General features: G+C 58.8%; 16 protein-coding genes and 1 tRNA gene. 8 read left to right on the top strand and 9 right to left on the bottom strand.

The features are described from left to right. Positions 1-18 precede the first annotated feature (18 nt). Positions 19-513 carry a peptide deformylase gene (locus tag RBH10_RS15060; protein WP_281036670.1) on the top strand — a complete coding sequence of 165 codons (495 nt, stop codon included), beginning with the start codon at positions 19-21 and terminating at the stop codon, positions 511-513. A gap of 3 nt (positions 514-516) precedes the next feature. On the opposite strand, the gene RBH10_RS15055 is transcribed toward RBH10_RS15060, so the two are convergent. After that, positions 517-942, bottom strand: a complete 426-nt coding sequence (locus RBH10_RS15055) for an OsmC family protein (protein ID WP_281036671.1) — start codon at positions 940-942, stop codon at positions 517-519. A 111-nt stretch (positions 943-1,053) separates the two neighbouring features. On the opposite strand from RBH10_RS15055, the gene RBH10_RS15050 reads away from it, so the two are divergent. Beyond that, positions 1,054-1,221: a Thivi_2564 family membrane protein gene (locus tag RBH10_RS15050; RefSeq protein WP_003495928.1), complete on the top strand. Its 168-nt coding sequence runs from the start codon at positions 1,054-1,056 to the stop codon at positions 1,219-1,221. Between the two features lie 77 nt (positions 1,222-1,298). Here RBH10_RS15050 and RBH10_RS15045 read toward each other — a convergent pair whose 3' ends face one another. After that, on the bottom strand, positions 1,299-1,724 hold the full coding sequence (locus RBH10_RS15045; protein WP_306180685.1) for a PAS domain-containing protein: 426 nt from the start codon (positions 1,722-1,724) through the stop codon (positions 1,299-1,301). Between the two features lie 604 nt (positions 1,725-2,328). Beyond that, positions 2,329-2,413 (bottom strand) — tRNA-Leu (locus tag RBH10_RS15040). A 189-nt stretch (positions 2,414-2,602) separates the two neighbouring features. Here RBH10_RS15040 and lipB point away from each other — a divergent pair. The 3 genes from lipB (at position 2,603) to RBH10_RS15025 (ending at position 5,477) form a co-directional block, all read left to right on the top strand. Then, entirely contained in the window at positions 2,603-3,334 is a 732-nt protein-coding gene (gene lipB / locus RBH10_RS15035; protein WP_281036673.1) for a lipoyl(octanoyl) transferase LipB, read from the top strand. A gap of 66 nt (positions 3,335-3,400) precedes the next feature. Continuing rightward, positions 3,401-4,468, top strand: coding sequence for an NAD(P)-dependent alcohol dehydrogenase (locus tag RBH10_RS15030; protein ID WP_281036674.1), 1,068 nt, complete (start codon positions 3,401-3,403; stop codon positions 4,466-4,468). A gap of 73 nt (positions 4,469-4,541) precedes the next feature. Continuing rightward, the gene (locus RBH10_RS15025) at positions 4,542-5,477 is read left to right on the top strand and encodes a DMT family transporter (RefSeq protein ID WP_281036675.1); all 936 of its coding nucleotides are present in this window, start codon (positions 4,542-4,544) and stop codon (positions 5,475-5,477) included. A gap of 14 nt (positions 5,478-5,491) precedes the next feature. Here the strand turns inward: RBH10_RS15025 and RBH10_RS15020 are convergent, their stop codons facing one another. From RBH10_RS15020 to yajC, 5 genes are all read right to left on the bottom strand, one after another. Beyond that, positions 5,492-5,950 (bottom strand): hypothetical protein, encoded by a 459-nt coding sequence (locus tag RBH10_RS15020; protein WP_281036676.1) that lies wholly within the window; start codon positions 5,948-5,950, stop codon positions 5,492-5,494. A 142-nt stretch (positions 5,951-6,092) separates the two neighbouring features. After that, positions 6,093-6,938, bottom strand: a complete 846-nt coding sequence (locus RBH10_RS15015; RefSeq protein WP_045016352.1) for a phytoene/squalene synthase family protein — start codon at positions 6,936-6,938, stop codon at positions 6,093-6,095. Positions 6,939-6,961: 23 nt separating this feature from the next. Continuing rightward, the gene (locus tag RBH10_RS15010; RefSeq protein ID WP_281036677.1) at positions 6,962-7,354 is read right to left on the bottom strand and encodes an Mth938-like domain-containing protein; all 393 of its coding nucleotides are present in this window, start codon (positions 7,352-7,354) and stop codon (positions 6,962-6,964) included. After that, positions 7,354-9,915, bottom strand: coding sequence for a protein translocase subunit SecDF (gene secDF / locus RBH10_RS15005; protein ID WP_045016357.1), 2,562 nt, complete (start codon positions 9,913-9,915; stop codon positions 7,354-7,356). Before secDF ends, RBH10_RS15010 begins: the two co-directional genes overlap by 1 nt. Positions 9,916-9,997: 82 nt before the next feature. Beyond that, entirely contained in the window at positions 9,998-10,345 is a 348-nt protein-coding gene (gene yajC / locus RBH10_RS15000; RefSeq protein ID WP_045016359.1) for a preprotein translocase subunit YajC, read from the bottom strand. Between the two features lie 207 nt (positions 10,346-10,552). Between yajC and RBH10_RS14995 the strand changes: the two genes are divergently transcribed. Then, positions 10,553-11,425, top strand: coding sequence for an ATP-binding protein (locus RBH10_RS14995; RefSeq protein WP_281036678.1), 873 nt, complete (start codon positions 10,553-10,555; stop codon positions 11,423-11,425). Between the two features lie 304 nt (positions 11,426-11,729). Further along, on the top strand, positions 11,730-12,920 hold the full coding sequence (gene fdhA / locus RBH10_RS14990; RefSeq protein ID WP_045016535.1) for a formaldehyde dehydrogenase, glutathione-independent: 1,191 nt from the start codon (positions 11,730-11,732) through the stop codon (positions 12,918-12,920). A gap of 98 nt (positions 12,921-13,018) precedes the next feature. Here fdhA and RBH10_RS14985 read toward each other — a convergent pair whose 3' ends face one another. Continuing rightward, positions 13,019-13,672 (bottom strand): TetR/AcrR family transcriptional regulator, encoded by a 654-nt coding sequence (locus tag RBH10_RS14985; RefSeq protein ID WP_281036679.1) that lies wholly within the window; start codon positions 13,670-13,672, stop codon positions 13,019-13,021. 111 nt (positions 13,673-13,783) lie between these two features. Here RBH10_RS14985 and RBH10_RS14980 point away from each other — a divergent pair, with 111 nt between their 5' ends. After that, entirely contained in the window at positions 13,784-15,178 is a 1,395-nt protein-coding gene (locus RBH10_RS14980) for a cytochrome P450 (protein WP_281036680.1), read from the top strand. The last annotated feature ends 52 nt before the right edge of the window (positions 15,179-15,230 follow it).

Raw genomic sequence — 15,230 nt, 5'->3', positions numbered from 1 at the left:
AACGAACGGAGCATTTCCTTGGCAATCAGGCCGATCCTGCCCTACCCCCATGCCGGTCTCTCCGAGATCTGCGCGCCGGTGACCGATTTTGACGACCACCTGCAAACGCTGGTCACGGATTTGATCGACACAATGCGTGCCGCCCCCGGCGTCGGCATCACCGCGGCCCATATCGGCGTAAAACAGCGCGTTTTCGTGCTTGAGCTGACACCGGGAACCGTGCTCACCTACATCAATCCCGAAATTCTCGGCCAATCCGCGCAAACCATGCGGCATGTGGAAGGCAGCGTCTCAATGCCGGGCTTCACCGAAGAGGTGGAAAGGCCGTCCGAGATCGAGGTCAGGTTTCAGGACGTCTCAGGCATGGAACATCGGCAGAGCGCCGAGGGATTTCACGCCATCTGCATCCAGCACGAGATCGATCAGCTGGACGGCGTCTTCTGGCTGAAGCGCATCTCGAAGCTGAAACGCGACCGGCTGGCAAAAAAATGGGAAAAATCCCGAAAACCGTGATGATCAGCCGGTAATCGACAGCGTGAACTCCGCGTCGCCCTTCAGCGTGTTGCTGACGGTGCAGATATCCTCGGCCATATGCGCAATCGCCGTGCGGGTCGCCTCGTCGAAATCCCCTTCTATCTCGATCCGTATATCAAAACGAACGATCCGTGACGGCTCTTCATCCGCCTTTTCGCCGGAGACATCCACCGTGACCTTTTCGAACCGATCGAGCAGACCCATGCGGCTCGCCGCAATCCGGGCGCTGAGCGCCAGACAGGCGGCAAGCGACGAATAAAGAAGGTCGATGGGATTAAAACCCGGTTCTGAGGCCCCTGTCACCACCGTCAGCGCGCCACCGGTCGCAGTCATGACATCCGGGCGTCCGAGACGCCCAAGCATAACGACGGCTCCCGTGGGTCGCTTTTTAATCCTGAGCTGTTTCACGTCCTGTCCCATCTCTTGATTTCACCGCATGGAACCAAAACTAGCCTCGCGCTTTTACTCACGCAACGGTGAACGACCGTTGAGAATTGATTGAAAAGGGAGCTGGGACATATGGTTACATCTACGCTCGTCAGCATTCTGATCACCTTCCTGGTGATCGTGCTCGTCTTGTGGCTCATCGCACGACTGCCCGTGGGCGGCGGCGCGAAACAGATCGCGCAGATCATCGTCATCATCATCGGCATTATTTCGCTGCTGAAATATCTCGCCGTCTTCTGATGTCCCGGCAATGCGCGAACAAAAAAAGGCGGCGAAAGCCGCCTCTTTTTTGTGTGCAGTTTTCAAAGCCCCGAAGATTACTGGTGCGGCTCGAACTGGTAGGTTTTTTTAAGGGTGATATCACGAACGCTGCCGAGACCGAGAAACGGCGTATTGTCGGCATCGAAGATCGCCCTGCCCTTCGCCACGATCCAGCGGCTCGAACCGTCAGGCAGATTGACCTTGTAGCGCTGGTCGAAGAACACGCCAGTGGTGATGCTTTCGAAAATCGCCTGCGCCACCTGGTCGCGCATTTCAACATCGATTCTTTCGAGAATATCCTCGATCGTCACACCGCGCGATGCGACCGCTTCGGAAAATCCATGACATTCCGCGGTGATGGCATCCATGATCAGCCTGTTGTCGGAAATGCTCCACATATAATAGCCGAGCGCATTGTCTGAATCCGTTTTCTCCCCCATCACGAAAACCTCCAGACAATTTTTCCTGATAAACGCTAACATCAGACCTCTAATATTCCACCCCTTGTTTTAAGGGGGTATTTAACCGGCTACTACAACGTGCATCGATATCCACCGAAATTTATTGACGCCCGATCCGGATACCGGTCTCGAAAACACGATAAATTCCAGGAAGCCGTCGCAAAGCCAACCGCTTGCACCTACATGACTTTGTAAGGAAATTTCGAAGGAGGCTAATATGCTGCGAACCGCTCTTACTTTTGGATTGCTGTCGGCAACTGTCTTTCTCGCCGGGTGCCAGACGTGGGAAAGCCCTTATCGCGGGAACGGATGGCGGATGGATCAGGTCATGGATGGCGACCCCTATCGGGTCGGTGACGGCAATCATCAGGAAAACGGCACGGCTTCGAACATTATTCGCCGCTAGGGCAATTCCAGTAAAAGTGCGTGAAGGTTTCACGTCCTGAAAATGCGTGAAACTAAAGATAGGGAGCGCGTCCAACGGTTTTGTTTAAACCGGACGCGCTTCAGGTCGTCAAAAACGAATGACGGATTTCACCGGCGTCAAAGGTTTCTTCTTTTTTGGGGGAAAGCAAAGCCAAACCATTGGCAGAAAAAGAAAAAACCCGCCGAAGCGGGTTTCTTTTGGTGCGGTCGAGAAGACTCGAACTTCCACGGGTTGCCCCACAGCGACCTCAACGCTGCGCGTCTACCAATTCCGCCACGACCGCATCGTGGTAGGCGTCGACTTGCGCCGACGGGGGTGCATGTAGCAAAAGGATTTTCGGTGCACAAGAGCGTCGTGACAGTTTTTTGAAATTAAAAATCGCCCCGGCCCACCCTATATGCAGGAAGCCCGGAAATGCTGGGGTTGCGGCCTTGTCGTCATTTTGCGAGAAGGCTGTGGAAAGGACTTTTTCATGCTCACACGCACGGATATCGAGACAAATATGTTGCCGGTCGCCGGCTCGCCGCCCGTTCGCTGGCGAATCTCGGAAGGTCTCGTGCCTTACGAACAGGCGATAGAGGAGATGGAACGAGAAGTTGCCGCCATCGCCAACGGTGAGGCCGATGAACTCGTCTGGCTTCTGGAACACCCGCCTCTCTATACCGCAGGCACCAGCGCCGACGCTGTCGACCTCATAGAGCCGGATCGTTTCCCGGTCTTCGCCACGGGTCGCGGCGGTGAATATACCTATCACGGGCCGGGACAGCGCGTCGTTTACGTCATGCTCGACCTGAAGCGGCGGCGGCAGGATGTCCGCGCCTATGTGGCAGCGCTAGAAAACGTCATCATCCGCACGCTCGACAAGATGAATGTCCGTGGCGAGCGGCGCGAGGACCGGGTCGGCGTCTGGGTCAGGCGTCCGGAAAAACCGCTGCTTCCCGGTGGAGGCATGGCCGAGGACAAGATCGCCGCCCTCGGCATCCGCCTGCGCAAATGGGTAAGCTTCCACGGGCTGTCGATCAATGTCGATCCAGACCTCACGCATTTTTCCGGCATCGTTCCCTGTGGCATCAGCGCCTATGGTGTCACCAGCCTTGTCGATCTCGGATTGCCGGTTATGATCGGCGACGTCGACGTTCTGCTGAGTGAGGCCTTCGAGGAGGTTTTCGGCCCGGCAGTGCCCGAAGCCGGCTCCGGCGGCTGAACCCGCCGCAACCTTTGCCGCTATCAGGTGTTTCCAACATCGATCACCATAAGAGGAGGAACGACCATGTTCACAACGTCAGCCTATGCCTGCGATGACGGTTCTTCACCGATGAAGCTCGCGACCATCAAGCGTCGCGATCCCGGCCCGCGCGATGTCGAAATCGACATCGAATTCTGTGGCGTCTGCCATTCCGATATTCATACGGCCCGCAGCGAATGGCCGGGATCCCTCTACCCCTGCGTTCCCGGCCATGAAATCATCGGCCGCGTCGGCCGGGTGGGTGCGCAGGTTACCAAGTTCAAGGCGGGTGACCGCGTCGGCGTCGGCTGTATCGTCGACAGTTGCCGTGAGTGCGCAAGCTGCGCCGAAGGGCTGGAGCAATATTGCGAAAACGGCATGACCGGCACCTATAACTCGCCGGATAAGGCGATGGGCGGCGGCGCGCATACGCTTGGCGGTTATTCCGCCCATGTGGTCGTCGATGACCGCTATGTACTCAATATTCCCGAAGGGCTGGATCCCGCCGCCGCAGCACCGCTGCTCTGCGCCGGCATAACCACCTATTCGCCGCTGCGGCACTGGAACGCTGGTCCCGGCAAGCGTGTCGGTGTCGTCGGTCTCGGCGGCCTCGGCCATATGGCAGTCAAGATCGCCAATGCTATGGGTGCAACCGTGGTGATGATCACGACGTCACCCGGCAAGGCGGAAGATGCGAAAAAGCTCGGCGCCCATGAGGTGATCATCTCGCGCGACCCCGAGCAGATGAACAAGGCCGCTTCCAGCCTCGATCTCATCATCGATGCGGTTGCCGCCGACCACGACATCAACGCCTATCTTGCGCTGCTGAAGCGGGATGGTGCGCTGGTGCAGGTCGGAGCGCCTGAAAAGCCGCTATCGGTGCACGCGTTCAGCCTCATCCCCGGCCGCAAGACTTTTGCCGGTTCGATGATCGGCGGTATTCCGGAAACCCAGGAGATGCTGGATTTCTGCGCTGAAAAGGGCATCGCCGCCGAAATCGAGATGATCAATATCGATCAGATCAATGACGCTTATGAACGCATGATAAAAAGCGATGTGCGTTATCGCTTTGTCATTGATATGAAGAGCTTGCCGCGCCAGAAGGCCGCCTGACCTTTCGAGGAGGGGCGCCTTCTGGCGCTCCTTTTCCTCGTTGGACCTTTTGGTTGAAAGCGCAGCCCGATCCATGACCAGCCAGACCGGTTTCAACGATGTCGCCAAGGGCATGACCATCATGGCCGGCTGCATGTTCGTGCTGCCAATCATGGATGCCATTGCCAAATACATGGCAGTAAGCGGGGGGATGTCGCCGGCGCAGGTGACCTTTTACCGCTTCTTTTTCCAGCTTCTGTGCACCCTGCCCCTGCTGCTTCTGATGTCGCCGAAAGCGCTGTTCAGCGCTAAACGGCCGTGGATGAACTGCCTGCGTGGCGTGCTGCACGCAGCCGCCAGCCTGATGTTCTTCGCCGCCGTCAAATACATGCCGCTCGCCGATGTCTTTGCGATCTATTTCGTCGAGCCCTTCATGCTGACGATGATGTCTGCCCTCTTCCTCGGGGAGAAAGTCGGCTGGAAGCGCTGGATGGCGATTGTGGTGGGTTTCGGCGGTGCGCTGATCGTCATTCAACCGAGTTTCGAAATCTTCGGCTGGACATCGCTTCTGCCGGTCGCCTGCGCATTTTTGTATACGCTCTATCTGTTCCTGAACCGCGCCATCGGCGATGCCGACAGCCCGCTCGTCATGCAGACCATGTCCGGCATTGCCGGCACGGTGTTCATGGGCGTGGCACTGCTGGCCGGTCACGCGCTTGGCGACAAGGATTTCGCCGTCTCGCTTCCGCAATCCGGCTTTACCCTTTTTCTGCTCATCTTGCTGGGATCGATATCCGGCTACATGCACCTGCTCATCGTCAGGGCATTCAGGATGGCGCCGCTGTCGCTGCTGGCACCGTTCCAGTATTTCGAGATCATTTCGGCGACGGTTCTCGGTTACGCGCTGTTTTCGGATTTCCCGACGCCGTCGAAATGGCTCGGTATCCTCATCATCGTCGCATCCGGCCTGTTCATCATCTGGCGCGAACGCGTGCAGGCTCAAGCGAACCCGCCGCTCGACGGGCAATGACGCCCAGAACGCTTTCAGGCGCCCGAGGGCTGCGGCCCTTCGTCGTGATGGTCCTGCGCCTCCACGAGGCTGCCGAGCAGCCACAGCGAAACCTCGGCGGCCTCTCCGGCGGATTTGAAGCGATATGAGCCGCTATATTTCGGCGTATCGAAAAAGGTGACAACGAAACCGTCACCGCTTTCCAGACTTTCGACCCTTATCCGCTCGGGATCGATCATCAGGCACACATAATGGGATCCCATATTGCGCATGAAGCCGGCCTTGTTGTCGTGCAGCCGCACGAAGGCAGCACCACCATCCACCGTCATATGTAGGCTTCTGATCGCCTCATTGGGAAAAGCGCGGGCGAAATCCATGATCGCCTGCCCCACATCGTGGCTGTTATCCTCATCCGTCGCCCGCGTCATGCGCCAGGCATAAACAGCGAAGACCGCAAGCAGCACGAAAACGATAATCCAGATCGCAATACTCATCCGGGACGCTCCCTCAGCACCGAAACATCACGATTCGCGAATCGAAACGATGCGAACCCGGATCAGGGTCATAAAGGCCGAGGCTTGCGTGAAGTGTGGCTTCGCGAAAATGGCATAGATTCATCCACACCGCGCGTGGGAATCAGAAACGCTTGAGGAAAGACGCTCTTGCCAGCAGCCATTGCCGACGAAGCTGCGACAGTTGCACTTCGCCTTCGAACACGCCTGCCCCCGCCTTTCTGGCCGCGGCGATGACCGGACCGGACAAAGCGACGGGAAGATAGGCCGCAAAGATATTCCTGGAAATCTTCGCGCGTCTCGCCTTCTCGATATGATCCAGCGCATGCGTTGCGAAAATCTCGATGGCGATGCCGATGCGCTGCTTGTCGTCACCTTCGAGAAACGTCTCGCGATCGAGCCCGGCAGCCGCCAGCATGTCGGCGGGAATATAGACCTGCCCGCGACGCCGGTGCAGCGGCATCAGCAGCAGAATACCGGCCATGGCCTGCGCCACACCCGCATGTCCCGCCGCTTCCGCGCTGGCCGACGCATCTTCCGGTGAAAGCACAAGGCTTGCAAGCTGAATCAGCGCCGAGGCGGTCTCCCCGGCATAACCTTCAAGGGCGTTGCGATCCTCGAACAGGTCGTCATAGAGATCGAAGATACGCGCCTCGATCATATTGGAGAGCACCGTTCGCGGCAGGCGATATTGCTCGATCGTGGTCAAAAGTGCCGTGGCAACCGGGTGGGACTGGCTGTCGCCGTGCGCATTACCTTCCAGAAGGTCACGCCACCATTGCATGCGCACTTCACCGGGCAGCGCCTCGCGCACGGAATCACGGATACGGGCGATTTCGGCATTGAACGCATAAAGTGCTGCGAGTGCGGCGCGCCTGTCGGCCGGTGACAGAAGGCAGGCGAGATAGCGGTCGCGATCAGTGTCGCGCAGCGTCGCGAGGCAGACGTCGAGATTTTCTGTGGGTGCCATGGTTCCCCGCGCGAAACGTCCTGTCAGCCTTCGACCGCAATCAGCGCAGCAGCCACGGCGCGCGATTCCGAAAGCATGATGTTATAGGTGCGCACGGCAGCACCCGTACTCATCGGATCAACCGAAATGCCCGCTGCCCTGAAGGCCTCGCGCAATTCCTTCGGCAAGACCCGCATGCCATCGCCCGTGCCGATCAAAAGCACTTCGATATCCTGCGCATCGGCCAGAACCTTGTCGAAATGCGCAAGCGTAAATTCCTTCACATCGACAGGGCTCCAGCCGTGAATGCCCGAAGGCAGGCACAGAAGCGAACCGCGATGCGACATTTCGGCAAAGCGGAAACCGCCATTGCCATAGGCATCAATGGGCGCCCGGCCGGGAAAATGGGCCGGGCGTATTTCGATCCCGCCGGCCATCAGACGGCAGGCTTGCCGCCGATGGCGTTGGTCTTGTCGTCCTTCTCGTCTTCCGCATCCTTGTTATCGGGACGCAGCTTGAAGGCGATCAGCACCGGAGCGGCGATGTAGAGCGACGAGAACACACCGATACCGACGCCGAACAGCATGGCGAAGGTGAAGGAGCGGATGACTTCGCCACCGAAGAGATACAGCGACAGAAGCGCCAGAAGCACGGTCAGACCGGTAAGGATCGTACGCGACAGCGTCTGGTTCAGCGACACATCGATGATCATCGACAACGGCATCTTTTTATAACGCCTGAGGTTTTCGCGGATACGGTCATAGATGACGACGGTGTCGTTCAGCGAATAACCGATGATCGTCAGGATCGCCGCGATACTGGTCAGGTTGAACTCTATCCCGAGGAAGACGAACAGGCCGATGGTGAAGACCACGTCGTGCACCATCGAGATGACCGCGCCGAGCGCAAACTGCCACTCGAAGCGAACCCAGATGTAGACCATGATCGCCGCCATGGCGAGCAGAACGCCGATAGTAGACGTGACGGTCAGGTCACCCGATACGGCTGGGCCAACCACTTCCACGCGACGGAAATCATACTTGTCCTGCAGTTCGCCGCGCACCAGGGTGATGGCAGACTGCTCGGCATTTTCGCCACCGTCCTGCGCCTGAATGCGGATGAGAACGTCCTGCGGCGTGCCGAAATTCTGCGCCTGGATTTCACCGAGGTTCAGCTGGTTCAGACGCTCGCGGATGTCTGCGAGATCGGCTTCACCCTGCTTGGCGCGCACTTCGATGACCGAGCCGCCCTGGAAGTCGATGCCGAGGTTCAGGCCCTTGCCGATGAAGCCGCCGACACAGGCGAGCATGATGACGCCGGTGATCATGAACACCACGCGACGGTAGCGCATGAACGGAATGTCGCGGCCATCGAACATGGCGGTGCGAACACCCTTCGGCAGATGTTTCGGACGGCTGCGGCGAACCCAGTAGCCGAACATCCATGCCGTCAGCGTATAGGCCGTGAAGACGGTGGTGATGATACCGACCGCAAGCGTGACGGCGAAGCCCTTGACGGGACCGGTGCCCATGTAAAACAGCACGCTTGCCACGATCAGGGTCGTCAGGTTGGCGTCGATAATGGTCGCAAACGCTCGCGTGAAGCCGTTATCCAGCGACTGGATCAGCGGTTTGCCGCTCTTCACCTCCTCGCGGATTCGCTCATAGATCAGAACGTTGGAATCCACCGCCATACCGATCGTCAGAACGATACCGGCAATACCTGGCAAGGTCAGCGTTGATCCTATCACACTGAGGACAGCGAGCAGCATGACGACGTTGACGATGAGCGCAATGTTCGCGAGCAGGCCGAAGAAGCCGTAGAAGACGAACATGAAGATGAGGACGCCGACGGCGCCGATGACGCTTGCCGTCAGACCGGCGGTAATGGAGTCGTTACCGAGGCTTGGGCCGACGGTGCGTTCCTCAACCACGGTCAGCGTGGCCGGAAGCGCACCTGCGCGCAACAGCACTGCGAGGTCGTTGGCGCCCTGAACCGAGAAGCTGCCGGAAATCTGTCCCGAACCGCCGATGATCGGCTCGCGGATAACAGGGGCGGAGATGACCTGGTTGTCGAGCACGATGGCGAAAGGCTTGCCGACATTCTGCTGCGTCGCCTGCGCAAAGCGCTGCGCGCCGCGGCTGTCGAAGCGGAAGGTGACAACAGGTTCGTTGGTCTGCTGGTTGAAGCTTGCCTGCGCGTCGACGAGATTGTCGCCGGAAACGAGTGCGCGGCGTTCCACCAGATAGGGAACCGGCGGGTCGTCCTGCGAATAGAGAACCTCGGACGTTGCGGGCGGACGGCCGTTCATCGCTTCCTGCACCGGCATCGTCGTGTCGACCATGCGGAAGGACAGCTTTGCCGTCTGGTTGAGAAGCGATTTCAGGCGCTGCGGATCCTGAAGGCCCGGCACCTGCACGATGATGCGGTCGGAGCCCTGACGCTGGATGAGCGGCTCGGTGGTGCCGACTTCGTCAACGCGGCGGCGCACGACTTCGATGGACTGCGAAACGGCCGAGGACAGGCGGTAATCGACGCCTTCATCTGTCAGGTTGAGCCGCAGCAGATTGTCGCCGCCGTCGCTCATCGTCACTTCGGTGATGGAACCGCCGACCAGCGTTCCGGCGGACACCGGCAGCGTCAGATCGCGAAGTGCGGTTTTGGCCGCTTCGTATTGAGCGGGATCGCTGATGCGAACCTGAATCTGCTGGCCGTTGCCGGTCAGGCCCGAATAGCGGATGTTGGCATCGCGAAGCTGCGTGCGCACATCACCCACGATGGTTTCGAGACGTTCCTTGACGATGTCGGAACGCTCGATCTTGAGCATGATGTGCGAACCGCCCTGAAGGTCGAGACCGAGCGTTACCTTATTGTTCTTGTACCAGGCAGGCATGCTCTCCAGCTGTTTGTCCGAAAACAGGTTTGGAGAGGCGATGACGACGCTTGCCAGCACAAGCAGCCAGATGAAGACTGTTTTCCAACGGGAAAAATGAAGCATTTCGATCTCGGTCAGGGTTGGGGTTGCGCGATTGGCGCAACCCGTCAAACTTCGGAAGCGGGCGTTCGGTTATCCGGCAGGATCAGGAAGCGGCTTCCGTCTTGACCACTTCGCCCTTCACGCGCACTTCGGCAATGTATGCACGAGCGGCACGGATTTTCACGCCTTCGGCGATTTCGACTTCGAGTTCGTTGTCATCGATGACCTTGATCACCTTGCCGACGATGCCGCCGCCGAGAACGACCTGATCGCCACGGCGAATATTGGTCAGCGTTTCCTGGCGCTTCTTCATCTGCGCGCGCTGCGGGCGGATAAGGAAAAAGTACCAGACCACCATAAGCGGCGCAAACAGGAAAAGCATTTCAAGGCCGGACCCGAAGGCCGATGCGCTGCCCGTCGCGTCCTGGGCAAAAGCTTGACTAATGAACATATAAAACTCCTCAACGATTACAGCACGACCTCGTATGCCGCCCCAGCTTTCAAGCCGCCGGAATATAGTGGGGAACGCCGGGATTGCAACAGATGCAGGCCCCCCGCCGTACCGATTCCGGACCTCTTAACCTTTATGGGCTGGAAACGCCATGCTAGGCCGGGCCGAAAACATCGTTTTGAACACCAGATAAGCGGAAGAAACACCATGATTCGAGAAGAGACGGCCACCCTGCTTCTTGCCGAACTGCGTAGACTGAACGTTGCCGTGGAACGGCTCGCCGGCCCAGCACCCGCCATAAACGACTGGAATGCAGCGGATTGCTTCGTCTGGGTGCCGGTCAATTCCTTTTTGCAGCCGGTTTCCCGCCCGAACCGTATCGCGCTGAAACTCATTCGCGGCGTCGATCATGTGCGCGACATCCTGCACGAAAACACGCTGCGTTTTGCCGATGGTTTTCCCGCCAACAACGTGCTCCTCTGGGGCGCACGCGGCATGGGCAAATCCTCGCTGGTAAAGGCCGTTCACGAAGATGTGCGCGCCGCAAGCGGTGTTCCCCTGAAGCTGGTCGAGGTGCATCGCGAGGATATCCACACCCTGCCCGCTTTGCTCGATATATTGAAAGCCTCGGGTGAGCGCGTCATCGTTTTCTGCGATGACCTCTCCTTCGATCACGACGACACGGCCTACAAGTCGCTGAAGGCAGCGCTCGATGGCGGCATCGAGGGGCGGCCGGACAATGTGCTGTTTTACGCAACCTCCAACCGCCGTCATCTTCTTCCCCGCCACATGATGGAAAACGAGCAATCGACCGCCATCAATCCTTCGGAAGCGGTGGAAGAAAAGGTCTCGCTGTCGGATCGCTTCGGCCTGTGGCTCGGCTTCCACAAATGTGGCCAGGAAGACTATCTGACGATGATCGACAGCTATGCGGCGCATTTCGATCTCGGCCTCGATCACGACACCCTGCATCACGAAGCGCTGGAATGGGCGACCACACGCGGTGGCCGCTCGGGCCGCGTCGCCTGGCAATATATTCAGGATGCCGCCGGGCGCCTGAGAAAATCGATCGACAGATAACGCCACCGTGACATCAGGCGAGAGCCGGTGTCGTTGCGGCTATAGGCGTTGTCGTATTCCCGACCGCCACATCGCCCGCCAAATGGTTTGCTGCACATATCCGGCGTAACGCCGGGTATCTGCGGCGGGCGGTGATCAAGAGACAGGCGACGTTTGTCCAAACGCGCCGATTGCTCTTCTTTCCATCCCTTCGCCGATTGAGATTCCGCGCGAGCCGCATACCGGTTCGCGCATGAGTTTTGACGACACCCTGTCCGCGGAGGAGCGGGCCGGCATTGGTGTTCAACCCAAGGAGGAGATGGATATGAGCAAAAACAGAGGCGTCGTTTACCTGAGGCCCGGCCAGGTCGAGGTCCGCGACATCGACGACCCGAAGCTGGAGGCGCCGGATGGCCGCCGTATCGAGCATGGTGTCATTCTCAAGGTTATTTCTACGAATATCTGCGGTTCCGACCAGCATATGGTGCGCGGCCGCACCTCGGCGATGCCCGGCCTCGTCCTCGGTCATGAAATCACCGGCGAAGTCATCGAAAAAGGCGTCGACGTCGAGATGCTTGAAATCGGCGATATCGTGTCGGTGCCGTTCAACGTTGCCTGTGGTCGCTGCCGCTGCTGCAAGTCGCAGGATACCGGCGTCTGCCTGACGGTGAACCCCGCGCGTGCCGGCGGCGCTTACGGTTATGTCGATATGGGCGGCTGGATCGGCGGACAGGCCAGATACGTCACCATCCCCTATGCCGACTTCAACCTTCTGAAATTCCCCGACCGCGATCGCGCAATGTCCAAGATCCGCGACCTCACCATGCTCTCCGACATCCTGCCGACCGGCTTCCACGGTGCGGTCAAGGCAGGCGTCGGCGTCGGCTCCACGGTCTATGTTGCGGGCGCCGGCCCGGTTGGTCTCGCGGCTGCCGCCTCCGCCCGTATTCTCGGTGCTGCCGTCGTCATGGTCGGTGATTTCAACAAGGATCGCCTTGCACACGCCGCCAAAGTCGGCTTCGAGCCCGTCGATCTTTCCAAGGGCGACCGTCTGGGCGACATGATTGCCGAGGTCGTCGGCACCAACGAGGTGGACAGCGCCATCGACGCTGTGGGTTTCGAAGCACGCGGCCATGCGGGCGGCGAACAGCCTGCCATCGTTCTCAACCAGATGATGGAAATCACCCGCGCTGCCGGCTCTATCGGCATTCCGGGCCTTTACGTCACCGAAGACCCCGGCGCGGTCGATGCCGCGGCAAAGCAGGGCAGCCTGTCGCTACGCTTCGGCCTCGGCTGGGCAAAGGCCCAGTCCTTCCATACCGGCCAGACGCCAGTGCTGAAGTACAACCGTCAGCTCATGCAGGCGATCCTGCATGACCGCCTGCCCATTGCCGACATCGTCAACGCCAAGATCATCGCACTCGATGATGCCGTGCAGGGATATGAGAGCTTCGATCAGGGTGCTGCAACCAAGTTCGTCCTCGATCCGCATGGCGATCTGCTGAAGTCGGCCTGATAACGGCGGTTCAAGACCCACACTATTGGAAACACCCGCGACAACATTTGTCGCGGGTGTTTTTTGCCTGCATTCGCACTGTCACCACCAGGTGAAAATCATGGGTCGACCACAGGCATCGTCTCCAGCTCGGAGATAGCCAGCGATGAGAGGTAGGGCCGGAACAGGCTGGATACCTGCCGAAGCCCCCAGTCCAGTTGCTGCGGCCCGAACTCAGTAACGCCTTCCTGCAGGTTGAGGTAAGCCGCCCAATAGGTCGAGACGATCCATAGATTTGTAAGAAGCGCCGCCCGCTCGCTTTCTGGAATCTCTGCAAGCCCCGCCTTCTCCATCCGGCTGACGATTTCGGCGACGGCAAGGCGCATGGCCGCACTTATGTTGCGCACCGGCTCCACCAGCGCCGGGGCGGAGGAAACAAGACCGACAAGATCGCGGAACAGGAAGCGGTAGTTCCACACCAGCGAAAACCAGAACCGCAGGAAGCCGGCATATGTCGACGCGGCACCTTCGTCCTCTTCGTCGATCCTGGCGACAACCGCCAGCGCATCGGCCTCAAACAGGGCAAACAGAGCCAGCACCAGCGCCTCTTTGGTGCGAAAATGGTAATAGAGATTACCTTCATTGATATTCACCACTCTTGCGATCTCGGCCGTCGTCACATGATCAGGCCCTCGCTCGTTAAACAGTTCGAGAGCAGCGTTGAGAATTCTTTGCCGTGTGGGAGAAGGCCGCCCGGTTTCACTTTTCTTCATTGATCCTCGCCCCACTATTGAAACCTAAGGCATGCACCTTAAATGATTAAAATAAGGTACACACCTTAACAGAGAAGTTTGACTGTTCAACGCGAATATAAGGACCTGCATATGTCCGGCACCGACCTTCGCACGCCGCCCCCGGATACGTCCGGCGCGGTATCCGTCTCCAGATTTGGCACGGCGCGTCTCGCCCTCTCGCTCATCCGCAATCCGCTTAAGGCATTGCCACCGGCGATTTTCAGCGAACCGGCGGTCTTTCTCCGTCTGGGCGGCGGGATGCGGGTACATCTTGCCGATCCCGTGCTTATCCACGAGGCTCTGGTCAAGAACGCCCATCTGCTTGGCAAGGGCGAGGACGTGCGCCGGGCGCTCGGCCCCGCACTCGGGCAAGGTCTTCTGACCGCCGACGGCGATCACTGGAAATGGCAACGACAATCCGTTGCCGCCGCCTTCCGGCACGAGAAACTGCTGGAATTGTTACCCCTCATGGTCGAGGCGGCGCAGCGAACGGAGTTGCGCTGGCGCTCGTCACCTTCCGGCGACATCGATATCGGCCATGAAATGATGCGGACCACCTTCGACATCATTGTCGAAACCATGATGTCCGGCGGCAACGGGATCGATATCGGACACGTCGAGCAAAGCATTACCGACTATCTGAAACCGACCGGCTGGACCTTCGCACTCGCCATGCTGGGAGCACCGGAGTGGCTTCCCCATCCCGGCCGGCGCAAGTCCCGCGCCGCTGTCGATTATCTGCGCTCCAGCCTGTCGACAGTGATCGCGGGCCGGCGACAAAACCCCGTCGACAGGAACGATCTGGTTTCCATGCTGCTTGAGGCGAAGGACCCGGAGACCGGGCGCATGATGAGCGATAAGGAAATCATCGACAATCTGCTCACCTTCATCACCGCCGGTCACGAAACGACCGCGCTCGGTCTTGCGTGGACATTCCACCTGCTATCGCAAAACAGCGATGTGGAAAGCAAGGTCATCGAGGAAATTGGGACCATCACCGGTGGGAAGCCCGTCGCGGCAGAGCACATCGCCCAGCTGACCTATACCAGACAGGTGTTTTCCGAGGCGATGCGGCTTTACCCGCCTGCCCCGGTCGTCACCCGCACGGCATTGCAGGACTTCAAACTCGGCGACCATGATATTCCGGCTGGAACAGTTCTTTATGTACCGATCTATGCAGTCCACCGGCACACGGCACTATGGGACGAACCGGAACGCTTCGACCCTTCACGTTTCGATCCGGAAAAAACCAAGGCGCGCCATCGTTACGCCTATATGCCTTTCGGCGCAGGTCCGCGCGTCTGCATCGGCAATGCATTCGCGATGATGGAAGCCGTCGCTATCCTTACGGTGCTGCTACAGAACGTTCACCTCGAAAACAGATCTGCAACACTTGCAGAGCCGCTCATGAAAGTGACGTTACGGCCGCAGAACCGTCTGATGATGCGGGTCACCAACCGAAAAAACAAATCGCCCGCGACGTGAACCATCGCGGGCGATTATTAATTCTAAAAACTCAGTCGTCACCTGATGGTGA

It is taken from the genome of Rhizobium sp. AN73, from assembly GCF_030757975.1.
Classification (GTDB): domain Bacteria; phylum Pseudomonadota; class Alphaproteobacteria; order Rhizobiales; family Rhizobiaceae; genus Agrobacterium; species Agrobacterium arsenijevicii.
Note: the sequence above shows the minus strand (reverse complement) of the source record. Positions and strands in the feature narration are given on the sequence as shown.